15 protein-coding genes are annotated in these 18,142 nt (G+C 65.9%); 9 read left to right on the plus strand and 6 right to left on the minus strand.

Features of this window, described 5'->3' with window-relative positions; genetic code table 11:
- Positions 1-38: 38 nt before the first annotated feature.
- Complete coding sequence (locus GT355_RS03015; RefSeq protein WP_160133267.1) at positions 39-1,298, minus strand: RNA-guided endonuclease InsQ/TnpB family protein; 1,260 nt, start codon at positions 1,296-1,298, stop codon at positions 39-41.
- 608 nt (positions 1,299-1,906) lie between these two features.
- Between GT355_RS03015 and GT355_RS03020 the strand changes: the two genes are divergently transcribed.
- Positions 1,907-3,367 carry a ribonuclease H-like domain-containing protein gene (locus GT355_RS03020; RefSeq protein WP_160133268.1) on the plus strand — a complete coding sequence of 487 codons (1,461 nt, stop codon included), beginning with the start codon at positions 1,907-1,909 and terminating at the stop codon, positions 3,365-3,367.
- 47 nt (positions 3,368-3,414) lie between these two features.
- Here the strand turns inward: GT355_RS03020 and GT355_RS03025 are convergent, their stop codons facing one another.
- Complete coding sequence (locus GT355_RS03025; protein ID WP_160133269.1) at positions 3,415-3,624, minus strand: hypothetical protein; 210 nt, start codon at positions 3,622-3,624, stop codon at positions 3,415-3,417.
- A gap of 319 nt (positions 3,625-3,943) precedes the next feature.
- Between GT355_RS03025 and GT355_RS03030 the strand changes: the two genes are divergently transcribed.
- From GT355_RS03030 to GT355_RS03045, 4 genes are all read left to right on the plus strand, one after another.
- Complete coding sequence (locus GT355_RS03030) at positions 3,944-6,277, plus strand: DEAD/DEAH box helicase (RefSeq protein ID WP_160133270.1); 2,334 nt, start codon at positions 3,944-3,946, stop codon at positions 6,275-6,277.
- A gap of 141 nt (positions 6,278-6,418) precedes the next feature.
- A complete protein-coding gene (locus GT355_RS03035) occupies positions 6,419-6,691 on the plus strand; it encodes a hypothetical protein (RefSeq protein ID WP_160133271.1) in 273 nt (90 codons plus the stop codon).
- Positions 6,692-6,792: 101 nt separating this feature from the next.
- A complete protein-coding gene (locus GT355_RS03040) occupies positions 6,793-6,960 on the plus strand; it encodes a DUF1931 domain-containing protein (RefSeq protein WP_160133272.1) in 168 nt (55 codons plus the stop codon).
- 364 nt (positions 6,961-7,324) lie between these two features.
- A complete protein-coding gene (locus GT355_RS03045) occupies positions 7,325-9,598 on the plus strand; it encodes a DUF11 domain-containing protein (RefSeq protein ID WP_240145698.1) in 2,274 nt (757 codons plus the stop codon).
- Between the two features lie 177 nt (positions 9,599-9,775).
- On the opposite strand, the gene GT355_RS03050 is transcribed toward GT355_RS03045, so the two are convergent.
- Complete coding sequence (locus GT355_RS03050; RefSeq protein WP_205250425.1) at positions 9,776-12,829, minus strand: PAS domain S-box protein; 3,054 nt, start codon at positions 12,827-12,829, stop codon at positions 9,776-9,778.
- A gap of 58 nt (positions 12,830-12,887) precedes the next feature.
- On the opposite strand from GT355_RS03050, the gene GT355_RS03055 reads away from it, so the two are divergent.
- Both GT355_RS03055 and GT355_RS03060 read left to right on the plus strand, forming a co-directional pair.
- Positions 12,888-13,043: a hypothetical protein gene (locus tag GT355_RS03055; protein ID WP_160133274.1), complete on the plus strand. Its 156-nt coding sequence runs from the start codon at positions 12,888-12,890 to the stop codon at positions 13,041-13,043.
- Positions 13,044-13,074: 31 nt separating this feature from the next.
- Positions 13,075-14,259, plus strand: coding sequence for an MFS transporter (locus tag GT355_RS03060; RefSeq protein WP_160133275.1), 1,185 nt, complete (start codon positions 13,075-13,077; stop codon positions 14,257-14,259).
- Positions 14,260-14,330: 71 nt separating this feature from the next.
- Here the strand turns inward: GT355_RS03060 and GT355_RS03065 are convergent, their stop codons facing one another.
- Positions 14,331-14,606, minus strand: a complete 276-nt coding sequence (locus GT355_RS03065; RefSeq protein WP_120069512.1) for a 4a-hydroxytetrahydrobiopterin dehydratase — start codon at positions 14,604-14,606, stop codon at positions 14,331-14,333.
- Positions 14,607-15,052: 446 nt separating this feature from the next.
- Between GT355_RS03065 and GT355_RS03070 the strand changes: the two genes are divergently transcribed.
- Positions 15,053-15,241: a hypothetical protein gene (locus tag GT355_RS03070; RefSeq protein WP_120069515.1), complete on the plus strand. Its 189-nt coding sequence runs from the start codon at positions 15,053-15,055 to the stop codon at positions 15,239-15,241.
- A 57-nt stretch (positions 15,242-15,298) separates the two neighbouring features.
- Here the strand turns inward: GT355_RS03070 and GT355_RS03075 are convergent, their stop codons facing one another.
- Both GT355_RS03075 and GT355_RS03080 read right to left on the minus strand, forming a co-directional pair.
- Complete coding sequence (locus GT355_RS03075) at positions 15,299-15,508, minus strand: helix-turn-helix domain-containing protein (RefSeq protein WP_160133276.1); 210 nt, start codon at positions 15,506-15,508, stop codon at positions 15,299-15,301.
- Between the two features lie 111 nt (positions 15,509-15,619).
- Positions 15,620-16,126 carry an Lrp/AsnC family transcriptional regulator gene (locus tag GT355_RS03080; RefSeq protein ID WP_160133277.1) on the minus strand — a complete coding sequence of 169 codons (507 nt, stop codon included), beginning with the start codon at positions 16,124-16,126 and terminating at the stop codon, positions 15,620-15,622.
- A 266-nt stretch (positions 16,127-16,392) separates the two neighbouring features.
- Here GT355_RS03080 and GT355_RS03085 point away from each other — a divergent pair, with 266 nt between their 5' ends.
- Complete coding sequence (locus tag GT355_RS03085) at positions 16,393-18,111, plus strand: formate--tetrahydrofolate ligase (protein WP_160133278.1); 1,719 nt, start codon at positions 16,393-16,395, stop codon at positions 18,109-18,111.
- The last annotated feature ends 31 nt before the right edge of the window (positions 18,112-18,142 follow it).

Here is an 18,142-nt window from a genome sequence, read left to right on the forward strand (position 1 = left end):
GCCGTGAAACGGCGGGGTTTCCCTTCCGAGGTGGGAAATTATAGCTCGCAGTCCATCTGTTCACGCGGGAGAAAATCTCCTCGCGCTTTGTCGAACAGTCGGACTGCTGGCTGTGCCATCCAGCCGTTATCCCTATCCTCTCGCCGAGGATTCGGGAGTACCCTTTGTCGAATGTTCTCCGCGCCGTTCGTATCAGCGTTGGCGACCAGTCCACAGTCGTCACAGACGTACAGGCCGCGTTCGACGCGCTGGCTGTCCGCTTTCGTCCCACACACCGAGCAGGTCTTCGACGTGTCCCGTTCGGAGACGGTTTCGACCTCGATTCCTTCGGCTTCGGCTTTGTAGTCGAGCAACGTCGTGAAGCGGTCGAACGCCCACCCGTGGAGGTCCATGTTGCCGTGGTCGCCCCAATTCCGTGGGCCGTTCTCGTCCTCGCGGATACCGCCGAGGTCGCCCACGACGATTGTACCGACCTCGCATTCGACGCACTCCTGTACGATGTGCTTCGACAGCGCGTGCAAGAAGTGCGTGCGCCGGTCGGTGCGCTTCCGGTCGAGACGCTGTGCCTCACGAGAGAACGAATCGTTGCACTTCGCGCGCTCTTTGGCGAAGTAGTATTCGTCCTCTTTGAGTACGCCGCCGGGGTACAACACGGACTCGTCACCGAACGAGACGGCGGCGACGTTGCAGATGCCGAGGTCCACACCCGCCGTTCCGTCACCGGCCGATGTGATCTCGATTTCGTGCTGGCAGACGATGTGCAAGCGCCACTCGCCGTGTTCGAAGACGGCGCGCACCTGCTGGACGTTCTCGATTTCAACGTCCGGGTCGGCGTCGTAGGCACACAGGATGAAATCGGACCAGTGGGCCTTCGTGTTCCGGCCCTTCGACAGTCGGATGTAGCCGTTTCGAGCGTCGTGCTTGAAGCCGTCTTCCTTGAACGTGACCGTCGAGCGCGGGTGTTCGTCGCCGTTCTTGCGGTAGCCAGGCGGGTTCGCGTTCTCGTCCCCAGAGTCTCGGTGGCCGTACCATCCACGAAACGCCTCATCGAGTTCTTCGAGAACTCGCTGACTGGACTGTGCGTTGAGGTCCGCGTAGCGTTCGTGGCTCTTGAGATACGACTTGAGTACCGAGTGGTCGGGAATCTGGCCGCAAGCGTCCCAAACGCGCCCCGCTGTCCACCGGGCGACGTTCCAGAGTTTCGCGGCGGCGAAACCAAGCGTATCAAGCCCGTCTCGCACCTGCCGCTGGTTCCGTATGGAAGCGCGGTGGGTGCGAACAACGGTCTCAATCGCCATGCATAGCCTATTGTGCTACGCCGATATAATTACATGGTGTCCATAGTGAAAGTGAATGCGGAATATCCAGTAGAGCCGTTGGCGGGTGGCCGGTGGTTGCGACCATCCACGGCAAAGCTTACGCGATTCACGCCCGCCCCCCGGCCTACGGCCTCGGCACGGGATTCTCTCGCTGAATTATGATAGCAAAGGGATTTGAGGTGGCGGCGGCAAGGACCCCTGCACGCCGTTGTCCCCGCCCGAGCACGTCCACACGGGCACGATGACGCGCGGCGAACCCCGGCGTGCGATACTGGTTGCGCGTAGCGCAACCCACTGCGAGGCCGGCACGCGCCGGCCGAGGTTGGTCACCGACGACCCGCCCGGCATAGGGTTTTCCGGCCGAGACGGCACACCGCCCGCGATGAGGCCGGTGGTTAGTGTTCCGGGCGACACTCCACTTTCAGTAGCGAACGGCTCGTCGCTCCTCGAACGCGGGAGCCCACGACGTGCTCTCCGCCGCACGTCCGTCGTCGTGTGGGTCACCGTTCCTCCCAGCAGCAGGCGGACCCCATGAGCCACGCTCAAGTCGTTCCCGCCCGAAGACGGAACGAGTCCACACCCCTGCCATGCCCCACGCTCATTCGACGGCGAAACTGCTCGTCATCCCCTCCGTGGTCGCGCTCCAGCTCTCGCCACCGGAGTTCGAGGACGCGCTCTCGTACTTCGAACCGGACGCCCTCCTCGTTCTCGGTCCCCAAGAACACGCCTACACGACGGCTGCCTTCGACCACCTCACCGACGAGTCCGTCCCCGTCGTGTTCGACCCGCTCGACGCCACTCTCCCCGACGACTATCGACCGTGCACGCTGCACGGCGTCGACGTGGTCTTCGCGAACACCACCGCCGACATCGAATCCCTCCACGAGGGCGAGACGGACGGTTCGCTCGACGTCGACACGGAGACCTACGTCGTGAGCGGGCTCCTCGGTCTCGACGTCGATACCGACGCGCTCTCGACCACCCTCACCGGTCGCGCCGACTACCGGAGAGCGCTCTCGCCGAGCGATCGTGACGGGTCGTACACGCATCTCGCCACGAAGATCGAGGCCGGCTACGCCTACACCTGGGACGACCTCCGGGTCCGTGGCATCGGCCTCCCGGACGGGGCTGGGTTGCCGCCGCTGACCTGTTTCACCCTCGATACGGAGGGGCACACGACCGCGGAATCCCTTGATCCCGGCAAGCTGGGACTTCGCGCGGTCCACGGTGTCGGGCCGACGACCGAGGACCGGCTCCGGACGGCGGGGCTCGCCACCACCGACGATATCGCCGCCGCGACCGTCGAGGAGTTGACCGAGATCCGGGGCATCGGCGCGAAGACGGGCGAGCAGATCCGCTCGAACGCGCGGGCGTTCTCGGAGGGTCGGGTCATCCGAACCAGCGAGACGCCGCTTCCGGGTCGGGACCCCGTCTTCGTCGATATCGAGACGGACGGGCTCAACCCCACGATCGCGTGGTTGATCGGGGTTCAGGACGGCATCGACGGCGACTACGTCTCGTTCGTCCAGCCCGACCCGGACGACCCGGGGAAGGCAGCTCGGGAGTTCATGAGCTGGTACACGGCGACCGCAACCGGTCGAACGCTCATCGCGTGGAACGGCTGGAACTTCGACTTTCCCGTCCTCCGAGAGCAGATCACCGCCCACTGTCCGGAGTATCTCGACGCCTGGAAACGCGCCTCGAAACGCGACCCGCTCCGGTGGGCCCGCGACCACGACAACGCCGTGCTCCCCGGTCGGACGAACAAACTCGAACACGTCGCAGGCGCGCTCGGCTGGGAGCACGACGACACGGGTCTCTCGGGGGCCGCAGTCGGGCGCGCCTATCGCCGCTGGATAGAGACCCGCAGTCCGGACGACGAACTCGACTGGGAACGCCACGAGCGCTACTGCGAGGATGACGTTCGCTCGCTCGCGTTCATCTACGAGGCGATGCGCGAGGCGAACCGGCTCGCGGCGACGAACGACGACCGATCCCGGTCAGTCGGCGAGACCACCGAGCAGGGGACCCTCGGGGACGTCTACTGAACGTTCGAGAACGGCTTTCACCGGACCGGTCGGGACGCTATCGGCCGCTATCTGAACTCCCGGGAGTACAACCGAGCGAGCGTGAGCAACGCGACCCCGAGACAGACCAGCCCGGCGAGCAGCCCTATCGGTGGCCCGAGGGTGAGCCCCGCACCGACGAGCGCGACCAGGAATATCAGGAGGTCCAGCTGTGTCCGCGTTTCGAACTCGAACCCCGAACGGTGTCGGTCCGCACCGAACGTCGTGCGCTGCGCCATACCGCGTCGTTTCTCCCGGGAACGCGTTACGTCTTGTGGGCCATCGAAGGAGGCGACGGGACGGGGCGGACGTCGTGACCGAGTTCCCGCTTCCCTCGGAACCGGTGGGCGAATCGAAGTGGATCGACCGATGCTTTATAGCCGAAAATCACCAACGGGTCGTATGACCAGTCGTCGAGCGCTCGGTTTCCGACGGGACACCCATCCCGATATTCCATCGCATCGGCGTGGACACTGCTCCCAGTCGGCGGGCCGTCGCGACCGATGACGCCCGCCGGCCCTCCGCCCACCACGGTCGTCCCGCTATCGGCTCCAGATCATGAGTGACAGCCAGACCCCCGACGCGAGCTCGCTCGCGAAGACCTACCCCCGCTACGCCGGGCAGGTCGCCTACGACCACACCCAGCCCGCCGTCGAGGCCGAGACGGTTCCCGCCGCCGACGTGCTCGAACCCGGTCTCGCGGATCGACTCCCGCACGACCTCTACACCCACCAGGCCGAAGCCCTCTCGCTGCTCGAAGCTGGCGAGAACGTCTGTGTCGCGACGTCGACGTCCTCGGGAAAGACGTTCGTCTACGGGCTGCACATCGCCCGCCAGCACTACCGAGGGGAGGACTCGACGGCACTGCTGGTCTATCCAACGAAAGCGCTCAGCCGCGACCAGAAACAGGCGCTGGATGAACTCTATGCCACTCTAGGATTGGACATCGACGTCGCCGTCTACGACGGGGACACCCCGTCGAACGAACGCCGACGTATCCGCGAGGAGTCGGACGTCGTCATCAGTAACTTCTCCGGGGTGAACGTCTACCTCTCCGACCACGCGCTCTGGAAGGAGTTCTTCTCCCGACTCGACCTCGTCGCGATCGACGAGAGCCACTCCTACACGGGGATCCAGGGGATGCACGTCGCCTGGGTGATCCGCCGTCTCTGGCGGGTGCTCGATCGATACGGCGCGGACCCGCAGGTGACCCTCACCTCGGCGACCATCGGCAACCCGAAGGAGCACGCCGAGTCGCTCACAGCCAAGTCGGTTCAGGTCGTCGACGAGGACGGCTCGCCGCACGGCGACCGCGAGATCGTCTTCTGGGACCCACCCACCGAGATCGACGAGAACGGCGAGGAGGTCAAACGCTCCGCGAACGAGGAGGCCAGCGACGTCCTCGCCCACCTCGCCGACCGGAATCTCCAGACGCTGATGTTCACCCGGTCGCGCAAGCAGACCGAGCTCAACGCGCGCCGGGTTCGGAACGCCGACGAGGACCTCGTCCCGACCGGCGGGCTCGACGTCGAGGCCTACAACGCCGGTCACGGGAAGGACACCCGACGGCGGGCCGAGGACAGACTCAAGAACGGGCGGTTGGACGGGATCGTCTCGACCAACGCCCTCGAACTCGGTATCGACATCGGGAGCGTCGACGCGACGATCCTCACCGGCTACCCGGGAACCCGCCAGTCGTTCTGGCAGCAGGTGGGTCGCTCGGGTCGCGGGCTCTCGGACGCTCTGGGCGTCTTCGTCGCGAACTACGACTCGATCGACCAGTACATCCTCGACCACCCGGAGTACGTCCTCGGTGACACCATCGAGGACGCCGTGGTCGACACCACGAACGACCCCGTCTACGCACGGCACCTCCTCTGTGCCGCCGAGGAGATCCCGCTCACCCACGACGACGGCCGGTGGTTCGGTGACGACCGCCTCGAACGCGCCGTCGAGATGTGGCGTCGCGCCGGGCGGATGGTCGGTCGCCTCGAATCCGGTGTCCAGTACGACGGTCCGCACCGCCCGCAGATGGACATCTCGATGTACGCGACGAAGAGCGAGCAGTTCGAGGTTCGCGTCGCGAACGGCGATATCGACATGGAACCCATCGACAGGGTTCGTGCCTACCGGGACTTCCACGAAGGGGCCGTGCACCTGCACAAAGGAACCGAATACGAGGTCGTCGAGCTGAACGAGGCGGGTGCTCACCCGTACGTGCTCTTAGAACGGACGAACGCGGACTACTACACCCAGACCCTCTCCGAGATCACCATCGGCGACCTCGACCGACAGGACTCGCGTCCCCTCGGGAACGACGTGACCCTCTGCTACGGCGAGGCGACGGTCACCGTCGACTACTACGCCTACAAGAAGGTCGAGTACGGTCGCGGGGACGGTGGCCGCCAGATCCCGACGGGGCTCGACCCGATCGAGATGCGGACCCAGCTCACGTGGGTGGCCTTCCCCGAGGGAACGATGGACGACCTCGACGAGCGACTGGAGCTCGCTGTCGATCCCGAGGTGTTGCTCGGCGGGCTCCACGCCGCCGAACACGGGACGATCGGGATGGCACCGCTCGAACTCCGACTGGACAAGGGCGACCTCGGCGGGCTCAGCCAGTGTCGACACCCGGAGCTCGACGGGCCGGTCTGGTTCGTCTACGACGGTGTCGCCGGTGGACTGGGGTTCAGCCGGGCGATCTTCGACAGCTACGAGACGATCGCGGCGCACACCCGGGACATGATCCGCGAGTGCGACTGCGATGGCGAGGACGGCTGTCCGGCCTGCGTGATGGACAGCAACTGCGGCGACGACAACAGCCCGCTTCATCGGAGTATGGCCGTCGAGCTACTGGAACGAACCCTCGCCGAACGGTCGACTCCCCGCTGAGACGACTCGACCGTCTCCCCACGAAGACATCGCAACCTCCTGTTCGATGCCGTGGTCCTCGTGAGCCGTCCGCCCCTCCGTCCGAGACCCGTCCGACGTCCGTCGGACGTAGGTTCATGTTGCTCGGGACGAACATCACGTATGGGCTGGGAGCGTCGACTACCGCCGATCGCCGAGGACGCTCTCGAACGCCTCTCGGCGGCGGCCGAGGACTCGACCGAGCCGGAGGACGCGGAGAACGGTGAGAGCGGGCGTTCGCACGGGGGGTTCACGAAGGACGAGGCCACGGCGGTTCTCGTGGCCGACGAGGAGTTCACCGAGGCCGACGCGGAACACGCGCTGGAAGTCCTCTTTCAGCGTGGCCACATCTACTACGTCGGGGACGACGTCTACATCACGCCGACCGACGGCTGAGCGCCGCTCGGGGGAGCGCCGAGGAACCGGCGGCGCTCGGTCACTTCCACTTTCAGTCCGCTTCGATAGGGTATACCTTCCCTTCAGTACGAGTTCCAGGCGTGGCAGACCTGATCGTTCAATCGGCCGTCAAGGAACAGCTCGAAGGGATAAACGTCTCCTCGGATTTCTACGATGCGCTCGACGAGGTGGTCGCGGACCAGCTTGACGATGCCGCCCGGCGTGCGGAGGAGAACGACCGAAAGACCGTCCAGCCGCGCGACCTCTGAATCGGCGTCCGGCTCGGTCGGACCACGGCGTCATCGTGGTTCCGGCACGGCGGTGTATTTCACCTACCGAGAGCGGAGTCCGTTCACAGCGGTGCTCCGCTGGGGCTCGATCGACCCCACGGCGAGGAACGACCCCATCGAGCTCCATAATTCTATCTCAGAGCGCGACTCCACTCGGGCGGAGAGAGCTCGCGAGGCACTGCGACCAGCCGATTCGGGAGTTATTACCGAACAATATCAATTGACACAATCATCTTCCGACGAAGATCAATAGAATAAGTCTAGTAATTTTGTATGGGTTATTATTATCTAAGTTTCTAAGTTGGGAAAAGAACTAAGTAGTGATTGATTATGTGTGTTAACGATGGGGAGAAGACTTCCACGACTCGGGATGGGGCCCGTCCTTGTTGCGTGTCTCATCGTCGTTCTCGGCACGACGATGATACCCGCGTTCGCGGCAGGAACTGGCAATCAGGCCGATATGACCGAACAGAACACGACGAACTGCGGTTGCGGGGCCGGTGAGGACAACGACGTGGTCGATATCGACGGCGACAACAACACCGTCGAGATCGTCATCAACGGCGAGACCGGCGAGGTCAGCGACGTCGTCACCGAAGACACCGGTGATGGCGGTGGCTCGGGGGCCGACCCCGCCGATGACGGCGACAGCACCGGAACCGACGAGAGCGCCAGCGTCGATGTCACTGTCGACGACGGCGACGTTCGCGTCAACGGCCAGGACGTCGCGAACGAGGAGAACGACGGGATGAGCAACCAGGAGGCGCGTGACTCCGTCACCCGGATCGTGACCAACGTCGAGGGGACCTCGGTCTCCAACGACGACATCGACCGGATCGTCGACGAGAACGACATCAACGGCGGCGACACCAGCGGTCTCAACGTCGATGCACTGGTCGAGGCGCTCAACGCGGCTGACGACGGCAGTGACGGGGCGGACGGTGCGGACGGGGCGGATGGAACGGACGGCACTGACGGTGCGGACGGGGCGGACGGGGCGGACGGCACTGACGGTGCGGACGGAAGCGACGGCGACGACGGTGCGGACGGAACGGACGGTGCGGATGGGAGCGATGGCGATGACGGCACCGATGGCTCGGACGGAGCGGATGGAGCCGACGGTGCGGATGGAACGGACGGTACTGACGGCTCGGACGATACGGACGGCGCTGACGGGGCGGACGGAAGCGATGGCGATGACGGTACGGACGGTACGGACGGAAGCGATGACGGCTCGGATACCGAGACACCGACCGACGATGGCTCGGACACCGACGACGGGTCTGACACCGACGGCGACGACGGCGACAACAGCCAGACCGTCGGCGACATCGACGACAGCACGCTGTTGCAGATCCTCCTCGACCTGGGCTACCTCGACCTGAGCGAGGTCAATTCCGCGATCGAGAACAACTCGATCGACAACAGCACGATCGTCAACAACGCCGTCAACGGCGACCAGACGCTCAACCTGAACAGCGTATACGTCGACAACAGCGTCACCAACATCGACAACAGCACGACGATCACCCAGATCATCCAGAACTCGACGGTCGGTGACGACTCCGGCAACATCGACACCGGCGACGGCGACGCCGGCGACGGGGACGGAACCACCACGCCTGGGACGACCGACGTCGGTGACGGCGACGGTGCCCCCGACATCAGCGTCTCGAAGAGCACGGACACGGACGAAGTCGAGGTCAGTCTGCTCGACGACGGCGGGGTCCTGCAGGCGAACGAACCCGCGACGTTCACCGTGACGGTCACCAACGACGGGGACGCGACCGCCGACGACGTCGTGGTCAACGACGACGACGTGATCGCCGATATCGCGAACAGCGACATCCTCGACACGACGGTGTTCCTCGTGACGGATTCGAGCACGAGCCAGGGCGACTTCAGTGCCGCCACTGGTGACTTCGAGGTCGGCACGCTCGAACCGGGCGAGACCGCGACGCTGACGTTCGACGCGCTCGCCGTCTCGACGGACGCGGGTCTGCTCGACGGCTCGCTCGCGGACCTCAACGCGACCAACGACGCCGAGCTGACGTCCGTCTCGCCCGAGGACTCGAACGCCGACAACGACGCCGGTAGCGCGACGATCACGCTGGTGAGCGCGCTCGACGATGGGCTGACGGCCGACCAGCTCGCCGCGCTGAACGACGCGTTCACCGACGCGCAAGTCGACGACCTCCAGGCCGAACTCACGACCGACCAGCTCGTGACGCTGCTCGACTCGACGAGCGACCTGGAACTCGCCTCGATCGGCGACGCGCTCAACAACGACGAGACCACGATCGAGGACCTCGGCGACGCGATCGACGGTGACAACCTCGATAGCTTCCTCGGCGGGCTCTCGGGCGGCGGATCGGTCGGCGTCAGCTCGGCCGACGACACGACCGAGAACGCCACCGACGGCGATGCCAACACCAGCGACGACGCCACCGCTGGCTCCGGCACGGCCACTGGCACCGACGGAACGGCCGCCACGGCGAACGCGACCACGGACACGCAGTCCGCGGTCGGCCCGCTCTCGACCGGCGGGTTCGCGGTCGGCGGCGTGACGCTGCTCGGGCTCCTGGGGAGCGTCGTGCTCTTCAGGCAGAACCGGTAACGCCGGCTTCCGCCGGCACCTCGTTTTTCGTTCCCCTCGTTTCGGAGAGCGCCGTCTCCACCTACCGGGGGCGACGGATCGCTCGGCGACTTTCGAGGAAGCCGGACGACGTTCCCGCGACGGTTCCGACGGGGACGGCGACCGGTTGTCGAGACCCGGAGATGGCCGACGACTCGTTCACTGTGGGGTCGGCAACGGAGCCTCCGGCGAGAAGTTCACCTCGAAGCGAGCCCCCGCGGTGCCGTCGGCGACCGTCACCTCCCATCCGTGGGCGTCGGCGAGCGTGTCGACGATCGCCAGCCCGAGCCCGGTCCCGGCCTCGTTCGTGGAGTAGCCACGCTCGAACACCGCCTCGCGTTCCGATTCGGGGATCCCGGAGCCATCGTCGGCGACGTAAAAGCCCGGTGCGTCGTCGAGCGGCCCCACGCGGACCGCCGTGGCGTCGCCGTGTTCGATCGCGTTACGGAACAGGTTCTCGAAGAGGGTCCTGAGACGGTCGTCGTCGGCTTCGGCGGGGTCGAGGTCCTCGACGGTCAGTTCGGTCCCACCGGTCTCGACGGTTCGCCAGGCCTGCTCGGCGGTCGCTTCGACGTCGACCCGGGTCGAGTCGGTCACTATCTGGCCCTGCCGGGCGAACGTGAGACACTCCTCGATCAGGGTGTCCATCCGGTCGAGCGCGTCGGCGATGGGCCGTGTGTGCTCGCTGTCGGTCTCCGTTTCGAGGAGTTCGAGCCGGCCGCTCGCCACGGCCAACGGGCTGCGCAGGTCGTGGCTCAACACGCTCGCGAACGCCTCCAGTTGGTCGCTCTGGCGTTCGAGCAGACGCTTTCGGGCCGCACGTTCGCGCTCGCGTTCCGCGCGTTCGAGGGCGGCCTCCACGGTGGTGGCGAGGAGCCGTGTGAGCGCCTCGTCGGTCTCGTCGAACTCGCCCGGCGTCGTGGTGCCGACGTTCATCACGCCGTACTCGCCAAGCGGGAGGACCATCCCCGATCGGACCGGCGTCTCCGGGCGGCAGTCGTCCGTGTCGTCGGCGTCGTAGCTGTACGCGTCGCCGGTCTCGAAGACCTCCCACGTGCGGCCATCGCCGGGCTCGTAGGTCGGCAACGCCTCGACCGCCGTCCCCTCGTCGTCGGTCAGGGCCGCCGGACGGAGCGTCCCGGTGTCCTCGTCGTATAACCAGAGACTCGCCACGGAGCGGTCGAGCAGGTCCTCGGTCGCGTCCATGGCGATCGACGCCACGGCCGCGGGCCCCTCGGCCCCCATCATCTCTCGCGTCCGGTCGTGGAGGTCGAGGAGCACACGCTCACGGCGTTTCTGGGGTGTGATATCGGTGTAGATGGCGTACTGTGATCCCTCCGGCGACTCCTCGTCCGGTCCGCTGATCGGGACGTTCCGCAACAGGAAGGTCCGGCGGCCAGCGGCCGTGAGCCGTTCGACTTCCGCGTCGAGCGACGCCCCGGACCTGGACGCGGCCACGAGCTGTCTGTGCTTTTCGACCCGGTCGGCGGGGACGATCGTCTCCGTGACCGGGCGGTCGAGGACGCGCTCCGGCTCGTAGCCGAAGACCTGCTCGAAGGCGGGGTTGACCTCCTTCGGGACGAGCACGTTGTCGTCGAGGTCGTGGCGATACACCGGGTCCGGGATGTTCTCGAACAGCGCCGCGAGGGTGTTGCGCTCGCGTTGGAGGTCCCGTTTGTCCTCCCTGCGCTCGGTGATGTCGGTCAGGATCGCGTAGCCGGCGACTCGCCCGTCCTCGGCCGTCTCCGTCATCGAGGCGTTTCGCAACAGGAAGGTCCGTCGCCCGGTCGCGGTCTCGCACTCGACCGCCACGTTGACGAGGTCGCCCGTTCCCGCACGCGCCACGACGTCCTCGTACTCCGCCAGACGATCGGCGGGGACGATCGTTTGGGCGATCCGTTCGCCGACGACCTCGTGCTCGTCGTACCCGAAGACCGACTCGAACGCCGGGTTGACGGCTCGGATCCGCCCCGCTTCGCCCGCCGCTTCGAACTCGTATCGGAACACCGCGTCCGAGACGTTCTCGAACAGCGCACTCAGTCGGTCGCGTTCGCGTTCGAGGGCGCTCTCGTAGCGGTTGCGTTCCGTGACGTCCTGGCCGACGAGGACGGCTCCCCGGAACTCGCCGTCGGAGGGCAGCAGCGAGACGTGGATCCGCAGCACGCGTTCGTCCCGTTCGGGGTGCGTGATGGGGATCGTATACTGACCGGTGGTCCGGTCGGACGACGCCGACAACAGGTCGCGCAACACCGCTCGGTACTTGGAGATGGCGGCCTCGGGCACGATCCCCTCCTCGATCAACGAGACGAACGGGTCGCCGGTGAGCGCCGCGACGGTGTGCCCGACGAGCGCGGTCGCACGTTCGTTACACCACGTGATCGTCCCCTCGGCGTCGAGCACGAACACGCCGACCGGGGCGACCTCCATCACCGTCTCGTAGCGTTCGAGCTCGTGTTCGCGCTCCCTGTGCTCGGTGACGTCGGTCAGGACCGACTGGACGGCGGGCTCGCCCTCGTAGGTGATGGGCGTGCTCGCCACTACCGCGTGTCGCGTCTCGCCGTCGAACCCGACGAAGCGCTGTTCGATGGGCTCTCGGGGTTCGCTCTCACGACTCCCCGCCCAGCGCTCCCGGAGCGTGGCCTCGTCCTCGGGGTGGACTAGGTCGAGCGTCGACAGGCCGTGAACCGCCTCGGGGCCGTCCGCGCCGATGAACGACGCGGCCGCCTCGTTGGCGTAGACGATGCTGTCGTCGAGGGAGGTGATGACGACGCCGGCGGGCGAGGACTCGACGAGGTGCTGGTAGCGCTCCTCGGAGCGTTCGAGCTGTCGCTCCGCATGGCGTGCCTCGATCGCGTTCTCGATCCGGTTCGCGAGCACCTCGTACTGCTCGGTGCCGGTCTCCTTCTGGAGGTAGTCGGTGACGCCGAGTGAGATGGCTTCACTCGCGACCTCTTCGCTCCCCTTGCCGGTGAACAGGATGAACGGGGTTCCGGGATCGCGCTCGGCGACCGCCTCGAACAGCGCGAGCCCGTCCATTCCGGGCATATTGTAGTCGCTGACGATACAGTCGACGTCCAGATCCTCCAACAGGTCGAGCGCCGCGTCCGGGTCCGTCGCGGTCGTGACCGTCACGTCGTCGCTCGCCCGTTCGACGAACGCCGCTGCCGTCTCGACCATCCCCGGGTCGTCGTCCACGAGGAGGACCGTTGCCATCTCTCTCATAACTGAATCCCTGCGGTCGTCCCTTCGGACGATCGGCGGGGTAATATAAATGCCCCCACTCGACGGTCGAAACTCCCGTTCGGGCGAGGTCGTGCCCGATCCGGCTCGTCTCATGATCCCGCCGAGGGCCGACGAGGACGCGCTCTCGCTGGAGGCAACTGACGAGACGAAGACGGCACCGACCGGACGACAACGGATGGCTTAGGAAGCGCGAGTCGGAACGGTGAACAGAGTAAATGAGAGTCACGCGGATCCTTCGGTCCTCGCCCGTCGTCGTCGTGATATTCGCGAGCACGCTCGTCGCGGTGATGGGCGTCTCCCTCATCAGCCCCGTACTCCCGGCCGTACAGGAGGCGTGGGGTATCTCGGAGGGCCAGGCCAGCCTGCTGCTGTCGGCGTTCACGCTCCCGGGGATCTTCCTCACCGTTCCGATCGGGGTCGTCGCCGACCGGATCGGTCGGAAACCCGTCCTGATCCCGGCGCTCGCCGTCTTCGGCCTCTGTGGTGGGGCGATCGTCCTCGTCCCCGATTTCACGCTGGTTCTCGTGCTTCGGGGCATCCAGGGCGCGGCCAGCAGCGCGATCATGATGGTCACGATCACGCTCCTGGGCGACCTCTTCACCGGCGAGGAGCGGCGTGTCCTGATCGGGACCAACGCCGCGATCCTCGCGATCGGTGCCGCCGGCTACCCGCTTCTCGGCGGTGCGCTCGCGACGATCGCCTGGTCGGTTCCGTTCGCCTGCTTCCTCCTCGCGCTCGTCATCATCATTCCCGGGATCACGGTGCTTCAGGAGCCGGACCGAAGCGAGAGCGACGCCGAACCGAGCGTGTACGCCTTCCTCACGGGGCCGACCCCGCTACGACCGTTCGCGGTCCTCTACACGGCGATATTCGGGATCTTCGTCGTTCTCTACGGGGCACAGCTCACGTTGCTACCCTTCCTGCTCGATAACAGCTACCAGCTCTCGTCGGCCGGTATCGGTCTCCTCCTCGGGCTGCCGGCGCTCGCGATGGGAGCCACCGCGACACAGAGCGGTCGGATCCTCCGCACGTTCACGAGCTTTCAATCGATCGCGCTCGGCTTCGTGAGCTACGGGGTCGGGCTCGCCGTCGTCGCCCGCGCCCAGTCGCTCTCCACCGTCGCTGGCGCGCTCCTCCTGTTCGGGTTCGGGCAGGGGCTCGCGGAGCCGATCACGGACACCGCGCTGAACGAGTTGGCCCCGGACGACTTCCGTGGCAGCATCATGAGCGTGCGAACGAGCGTGCTCCGACTCGGGACGACGGTCGGGCCACCGCTGAGCGTCGCCGCCACCGGCGTCGTGGGCTACCGAGGAACGCTGTTCCTCTCCGGTATCGCTGCGTTCCTCATCGGTGCGGTTTGGTTCACGGTCAGAACGATCCCCCGAAGCGACGAGCACTGACCGTCGGCTGTCGAGGTGGGTCCCGCGTTCGACGGCGGTTGGTAACTGGGTGGGCTACGGTATCGCTTCGATCAGTACTGGTCGTCGAACTGCTCCGCCATCTCCACGTCCTGCTCGGTGACACCGCCCTCCTCGTGGCTCGTCAGCTGCACTTCCACCTCGTCGAATCGGATCGTCATCTCCGGGTGGTGGACCTCCTCGTCGGCGAGCTCGGCGACGTCGTTCGCGAAGGCGACGCCGTCGAGGTACTCCTCGAACTCGTAGGTCCGAACGATCGCCTCGCCGTCCCGGCTCCATCCGTCGGGCGCACGGTCGTCGATCTCGTCGTCCGAGAGGGTCTCGGCCATGTCACCACAACCGGGGACCAGGTGAATAAGGGTTTGCCAGGCTCGTTCAAGCAACACCGTCCCACGGACGTCGTCGAAGCCATCGGTCCACCCGAACGAAGCGACCTCTCGAGGAGCGCCCGACAAACGGTCTCTAGCCGACTACTGCGCGTCGGTTGTTCCCCAGGACGTCGTACGAAGATACTCCTCTGGCTATCCTCGCTACGTCGTGTCCATGAAACCCGATGGGTGCTCCGTTGGTACGTCGGGGGTGAGGGCCATCCAGTGAGCACTATCAAACACCTGAGCAACACTGCGGGGAGTATAGGGGACCGCATCGTCTCTTCGCCGACGGAGTACGTTCCGACCGTAATCTATACCCACTTCGGGACGCCATCCGTCCCCTACCGACGCCATCAGACGCGAACCACCGCCCGAAATACGGCCTGTGATAGAACACCAACCCTATGACGACCCCATATCACCCCGACGACCTCGCCGACAGGGACGATTTCGAAGCCCACCTCCAACACCTCGTCGCCGTGGCGCGCGACAACGACATCCCGATCGAGGGTGCGTATCACGTCCGTTCGTCCGAGCCCGAGGAACCGGACTATCAAGTCGAGATCAGCGAGATAGCCCCGGGGAACACGTAGAACGAGCTCCTCGGTCGATCGGTAACTCGTGCGAGGCGCGTCGAGACGGCGACGGGCTCACTCCTCGGAGGTGGTCTCGCGAACCAGCGTATCGATCTCGCTGCGCATTCGCTCGGAGTACTCCCGGTCCGAGATGCCACGCTGGTTCGCCAACTCCACCAGCGAGGTCTCCCGTGGCACTTTGAAGTACCCCTCGCGGACCGCGGTGTGCAGGAGGTCTCGGTGGGTGCTCGACGCTTCCGATTCCCCTTCGTCGCTTGAGGCCATTGGTCTTCTCACGTCGAAGTTGGTCGGAAGCGCCAAAGGTATTGCGATAATCACAGTTTGAATGCCGGAATATTCGCACAAACGAAGTTTTTTGCTGTGATTATCGCAGCGTCAAAATGATCCCGACGAACCGCTCGGCTCGGCGTCGGTCTCGTCGTCGTACTCGAAGTGGCTCCACGGGCGCGTGTAGTGGTTCGCGATTATCTCCGAGGTCACGAGCTCGATGCCGGTGGTGGCGAGGTCGTTGGTGATCGTGGTGAGGTCGTGGGTGTCGACGGCGACGGCCTCGACGTAGAGGTTCTGTGCGCTGGTGAGCATCTCGCGAACGTCGACGACGCCCCTGGTCGAAAGCGCCTCCCGCGCGAGTCGTTCGCGTCGGTCGGCCGGCGCGGTGCAGATGAACAGGACGTGGAGCGGGAACGCCGCTCGCTCGTAATCGACTTTCGGGTAGTACGATTCGATGACTCCCGTGTCCTCGAGCGCGTCGAGCCGGTTGCGTACCGTACTCGACGAGACCTCGACCTCGGCGGCGATCTCCGCGATCGTGGTGTTGCGGGCGTCGCGCTGGAGCGCGAACAGGATCCCGCGGTCCACGTCGTCAAGCGTCTCCGAATCCATGGAATGAGTAGGCTCCTTCCGCAAATAAATAGTGCCGGCGACCACCGAGGTCCGGCGCGACCGACGGTGCAACGTTGTCCGTGAACGCGACACTCGTCGTGAACACGGCAGAGCGGAGCCCGCCGACGGAATCGGTGGTGCTCTCACGGAGCCCAACGTCCCCGGTGTCCCGAGCGAGGACGACCGCGACCGACCTCCACTATAAAAAGGCGGGGTTCACTGCACACGAAACTTGAAACGGGGCTTGGGATAAGTCACGGATCGTCATGGCGTCGTCAGACGAACCCACCGAGGTGCCGACGGACTACGAGATCGCCCAGCAGGTCGAGACGCGGCCCATCACCGAGGTCGTCGAGCCGGTCGGGCTCACGGCGGAGGACCTCGAGCTCTACGGCGACGAGACCGCGAAGCTCACCTTCGACGCCATCGAGCGGCTCCGGACCTCGGACCGCGAGGACGGCGACGTGATCCTCGTGACCGGGATGACGCCGACGCCGATGGGCGAGGGAAAGACCGTCATGACCGTCGGCCTGACGCAGGCGTTCAACCACCTCGGCGAGAACGCGCTCGCGGCGGTCCGCGAACCCTCGCTCGGCCCGGTCTTCGGTGTCAAGGGCGGGGCAGCGGGCGGCGGCTACTCGCAGGTGCTCCCGATGGAGGACATCAACCTCCACTTCACCGGCGACCTCCACGCGCTCACCTCGGCGCACAACCTGGTCGCCACGATGCTCGACAACCACATCAAACAGGGCAACGACCTCGACATCGACGTCAACCGGGTCCAGTGGCCCCGGGCGGTCGACATGAACGACCGCGCGCTTCGCGAGACGGTCATCGGGCTCGGCGGCGAGGGGACGGGCATCCCCCGCGAGGACCGCTTCATCCTGACGGCCGCCTCCGAGATGATGGCCGTACTGTGTCTCGCCGACGACCTCACCGACCTCAAGGAACGCGTCGGGCGTATCATCGTCGCGTACGACGAGGACGGCGATCCCGTCACCGCCGACGACATCGAGGCCACGGGTGCGGTCACGATCCTCCTGAAGGACGCCCTCAAACCGAACGTCGTCCAGACCATCGAGGGGACGCCGGCGTTCGTCCACGGCGGCCCGTTCGCCAACATCGCCCACGGAACCAACTCGTTGATCGCCGACGAGGCGGCTCGAAAGCTCTCGGACTACCTCATCACCGAGGCGGGGTTCGGTTCGGACCTGGGGGCCGAGAAGTTCATGAACGTCGTCTGTCGGCTCGGGGGGATGGAGCCCGCGGCGGTCACGCTCGTCGCCTCCGTCCGCGCGCTGAAGTACCACGGCAAGGACATGTGGCCGGCCGACCTCGACGCGCTCGACGAGGCGGACGTCGAGGCGGTGCGTGGGGGGTTCGAGAACCTCGACGCCCACGTCCGCAACCTCCAGGGGTTCGGCGTTCCGGTCGTCGTGGCGCTGAATCGGTTCCCCGGCGACACGTCGGAAGAAGTCGAGGCGGTGCTCGAGCACTGCCGGGAGGACTTAGGGATCGAGGCGGCCGAGTCGACGGTGTTCGAGGAGGGCGGCGCGGGTGGTGCGGACCTCGCCGAGAAGCTCATGACCGCCATCGAGACCGACGAGGGGACGTTCGAGTTCCTCTACGACGAGACGGCCCCGATCGAGGCGAAGATCGAGACGATCGCCACCGAGATCTACGGTGCGGACTCGGTCTCGATCGGGAGCGACGCCCGCAACGACATTGAACGCATGAACGATCTCGGTTTCGGGGACCTCCCGGTCGTGATGTCGAAGACCTTCCACTCGCTCAGCGACGACGCCTCGAAGAAGGGTGCGCCGACGGGCTGGGACCTCGAAATTCAGGAGGTCTACCCGTCCGCCGGGGCGGGCTTCCTGGTCGCGCTCACCAGCGACGTGCTCACGCTACCGGGGCTGCCCGCCGACCCCGCCGCCGCCAACATGGACATCGACGACGACGGAACCGTCTCGGGGCTGTTCTGACGGGACCGGCCTCGGAGCCTGTTCTGTGACT

This window comes from Halococcus salsus, from assembly GCF_009900715.1.
GTDB classification, from domain to species: Archaea; Halobacteriota; Halobacteria; order Halobacteriales; family Halococcaceae; genus Halococcus; species Halococcus salsus.

Excerpts from the sequence above, each read along its gene's own strand:
- GT355_RS03015 (WP_160133267.1), bottom strand. The coding sequence starts at position 1,298 with ATGGCGATTGAGACCGTTGTTCGCACCCACCGCGCTTCCATACGGAAC.
- GT355_RS03020 (WP_160133268.1), top strand. The coding sequence starts at position 1,907 with ATGCCCCACGCTCATTCGACGGCGAAACTGCTCGTCATCCCCTCCGTG.
- GT355_RS03025 (WP_160133269.1), bottom strand. The coding sequence starts at position 3,624 with ATGGCGCAGCGCACGACGTTCGGTGCGGACCGACACCGTTCGGGGTTC.
- GT355_RS03030 (WP_160133270.1), top strand. The coding sequence starts at position 3,944 with ATGAGTGACAGCCAGACCCCCGACGCGAGCTCGCTCGCGAAGACCTAC.
- GT355_RS03035 (WP_160133271.1), top strand. The coding sequence starts at position 6,419 with ATGGGCTGGGAGCGTCGACTACCGCCGATCGCCGAGGACGCTCTCGAA.
- GT355_RS03045 (WP_240145698.1), top strand. The coding sequence starts at position 7,325 with ATGGGGAGAAGACTTCCACGACTCGGGATGGGGCCCGTCCTTGTTGCG.
- GT355_RS03050 (WP_205250425.1), bottom strand. The coding sequence starts at position 12,829 with ATGGCAACGGTCCTCCTCGTGGACGACGACCCGGGGATGGTCGAGACG.
- GT355_RS03055 (WP_160133274.1), top strand. The coding sequence starts at position 12,888 with ATGCCCCCACTCGACGGTCGAAACTCCCGTTCGGGCGAGGTCGTGCCC.
- GT355_RS03060 (WP_160133275.1), top strand. The coding sequence starts at position 13,075 with ATGAGAGTCACGCGGATCCTTCGGTCCTCGCCCGTCGTCGTCGTGATA.
- GT355_RS03065 (WP_120069512.1), bottom strand. The coding sequence starts at position 14,606 with ATGGCCGAGACCCTCTCGGACGACGAGATCGACGACCGTGCGCCCGAC.
- GT355_RS03070 (WP_120069515.1), top strand. The coding sequence starts at position 15,053 with ATGACGACCCCATATCACCCCGACGACCTCGCCGACAGGGACGATTTC.
- GT355_RS03075 (WP_160133276.1), bottom strand. The coding sequence starts at position 15,508 with ATGGCCTCAAGCGACGAAGGGGAATCGGAAGCGTCGAGCACCCACCGA.
- GT355_RS03080 (WP_160133277.1), bottom strand. The coding sequence starts at position 16,126 with ATGGATTCGGAGACGCTTGACGACGTGGACCGCGGGATCCTGTTCGCG.
- GT355_RS03085 (WP_160133278.1), top strand. The coding sequence starts at position 16,393 with ATGGCGTCGTCAGACGAACCCACCGAGGTGCCGACGGACTACGAGATC.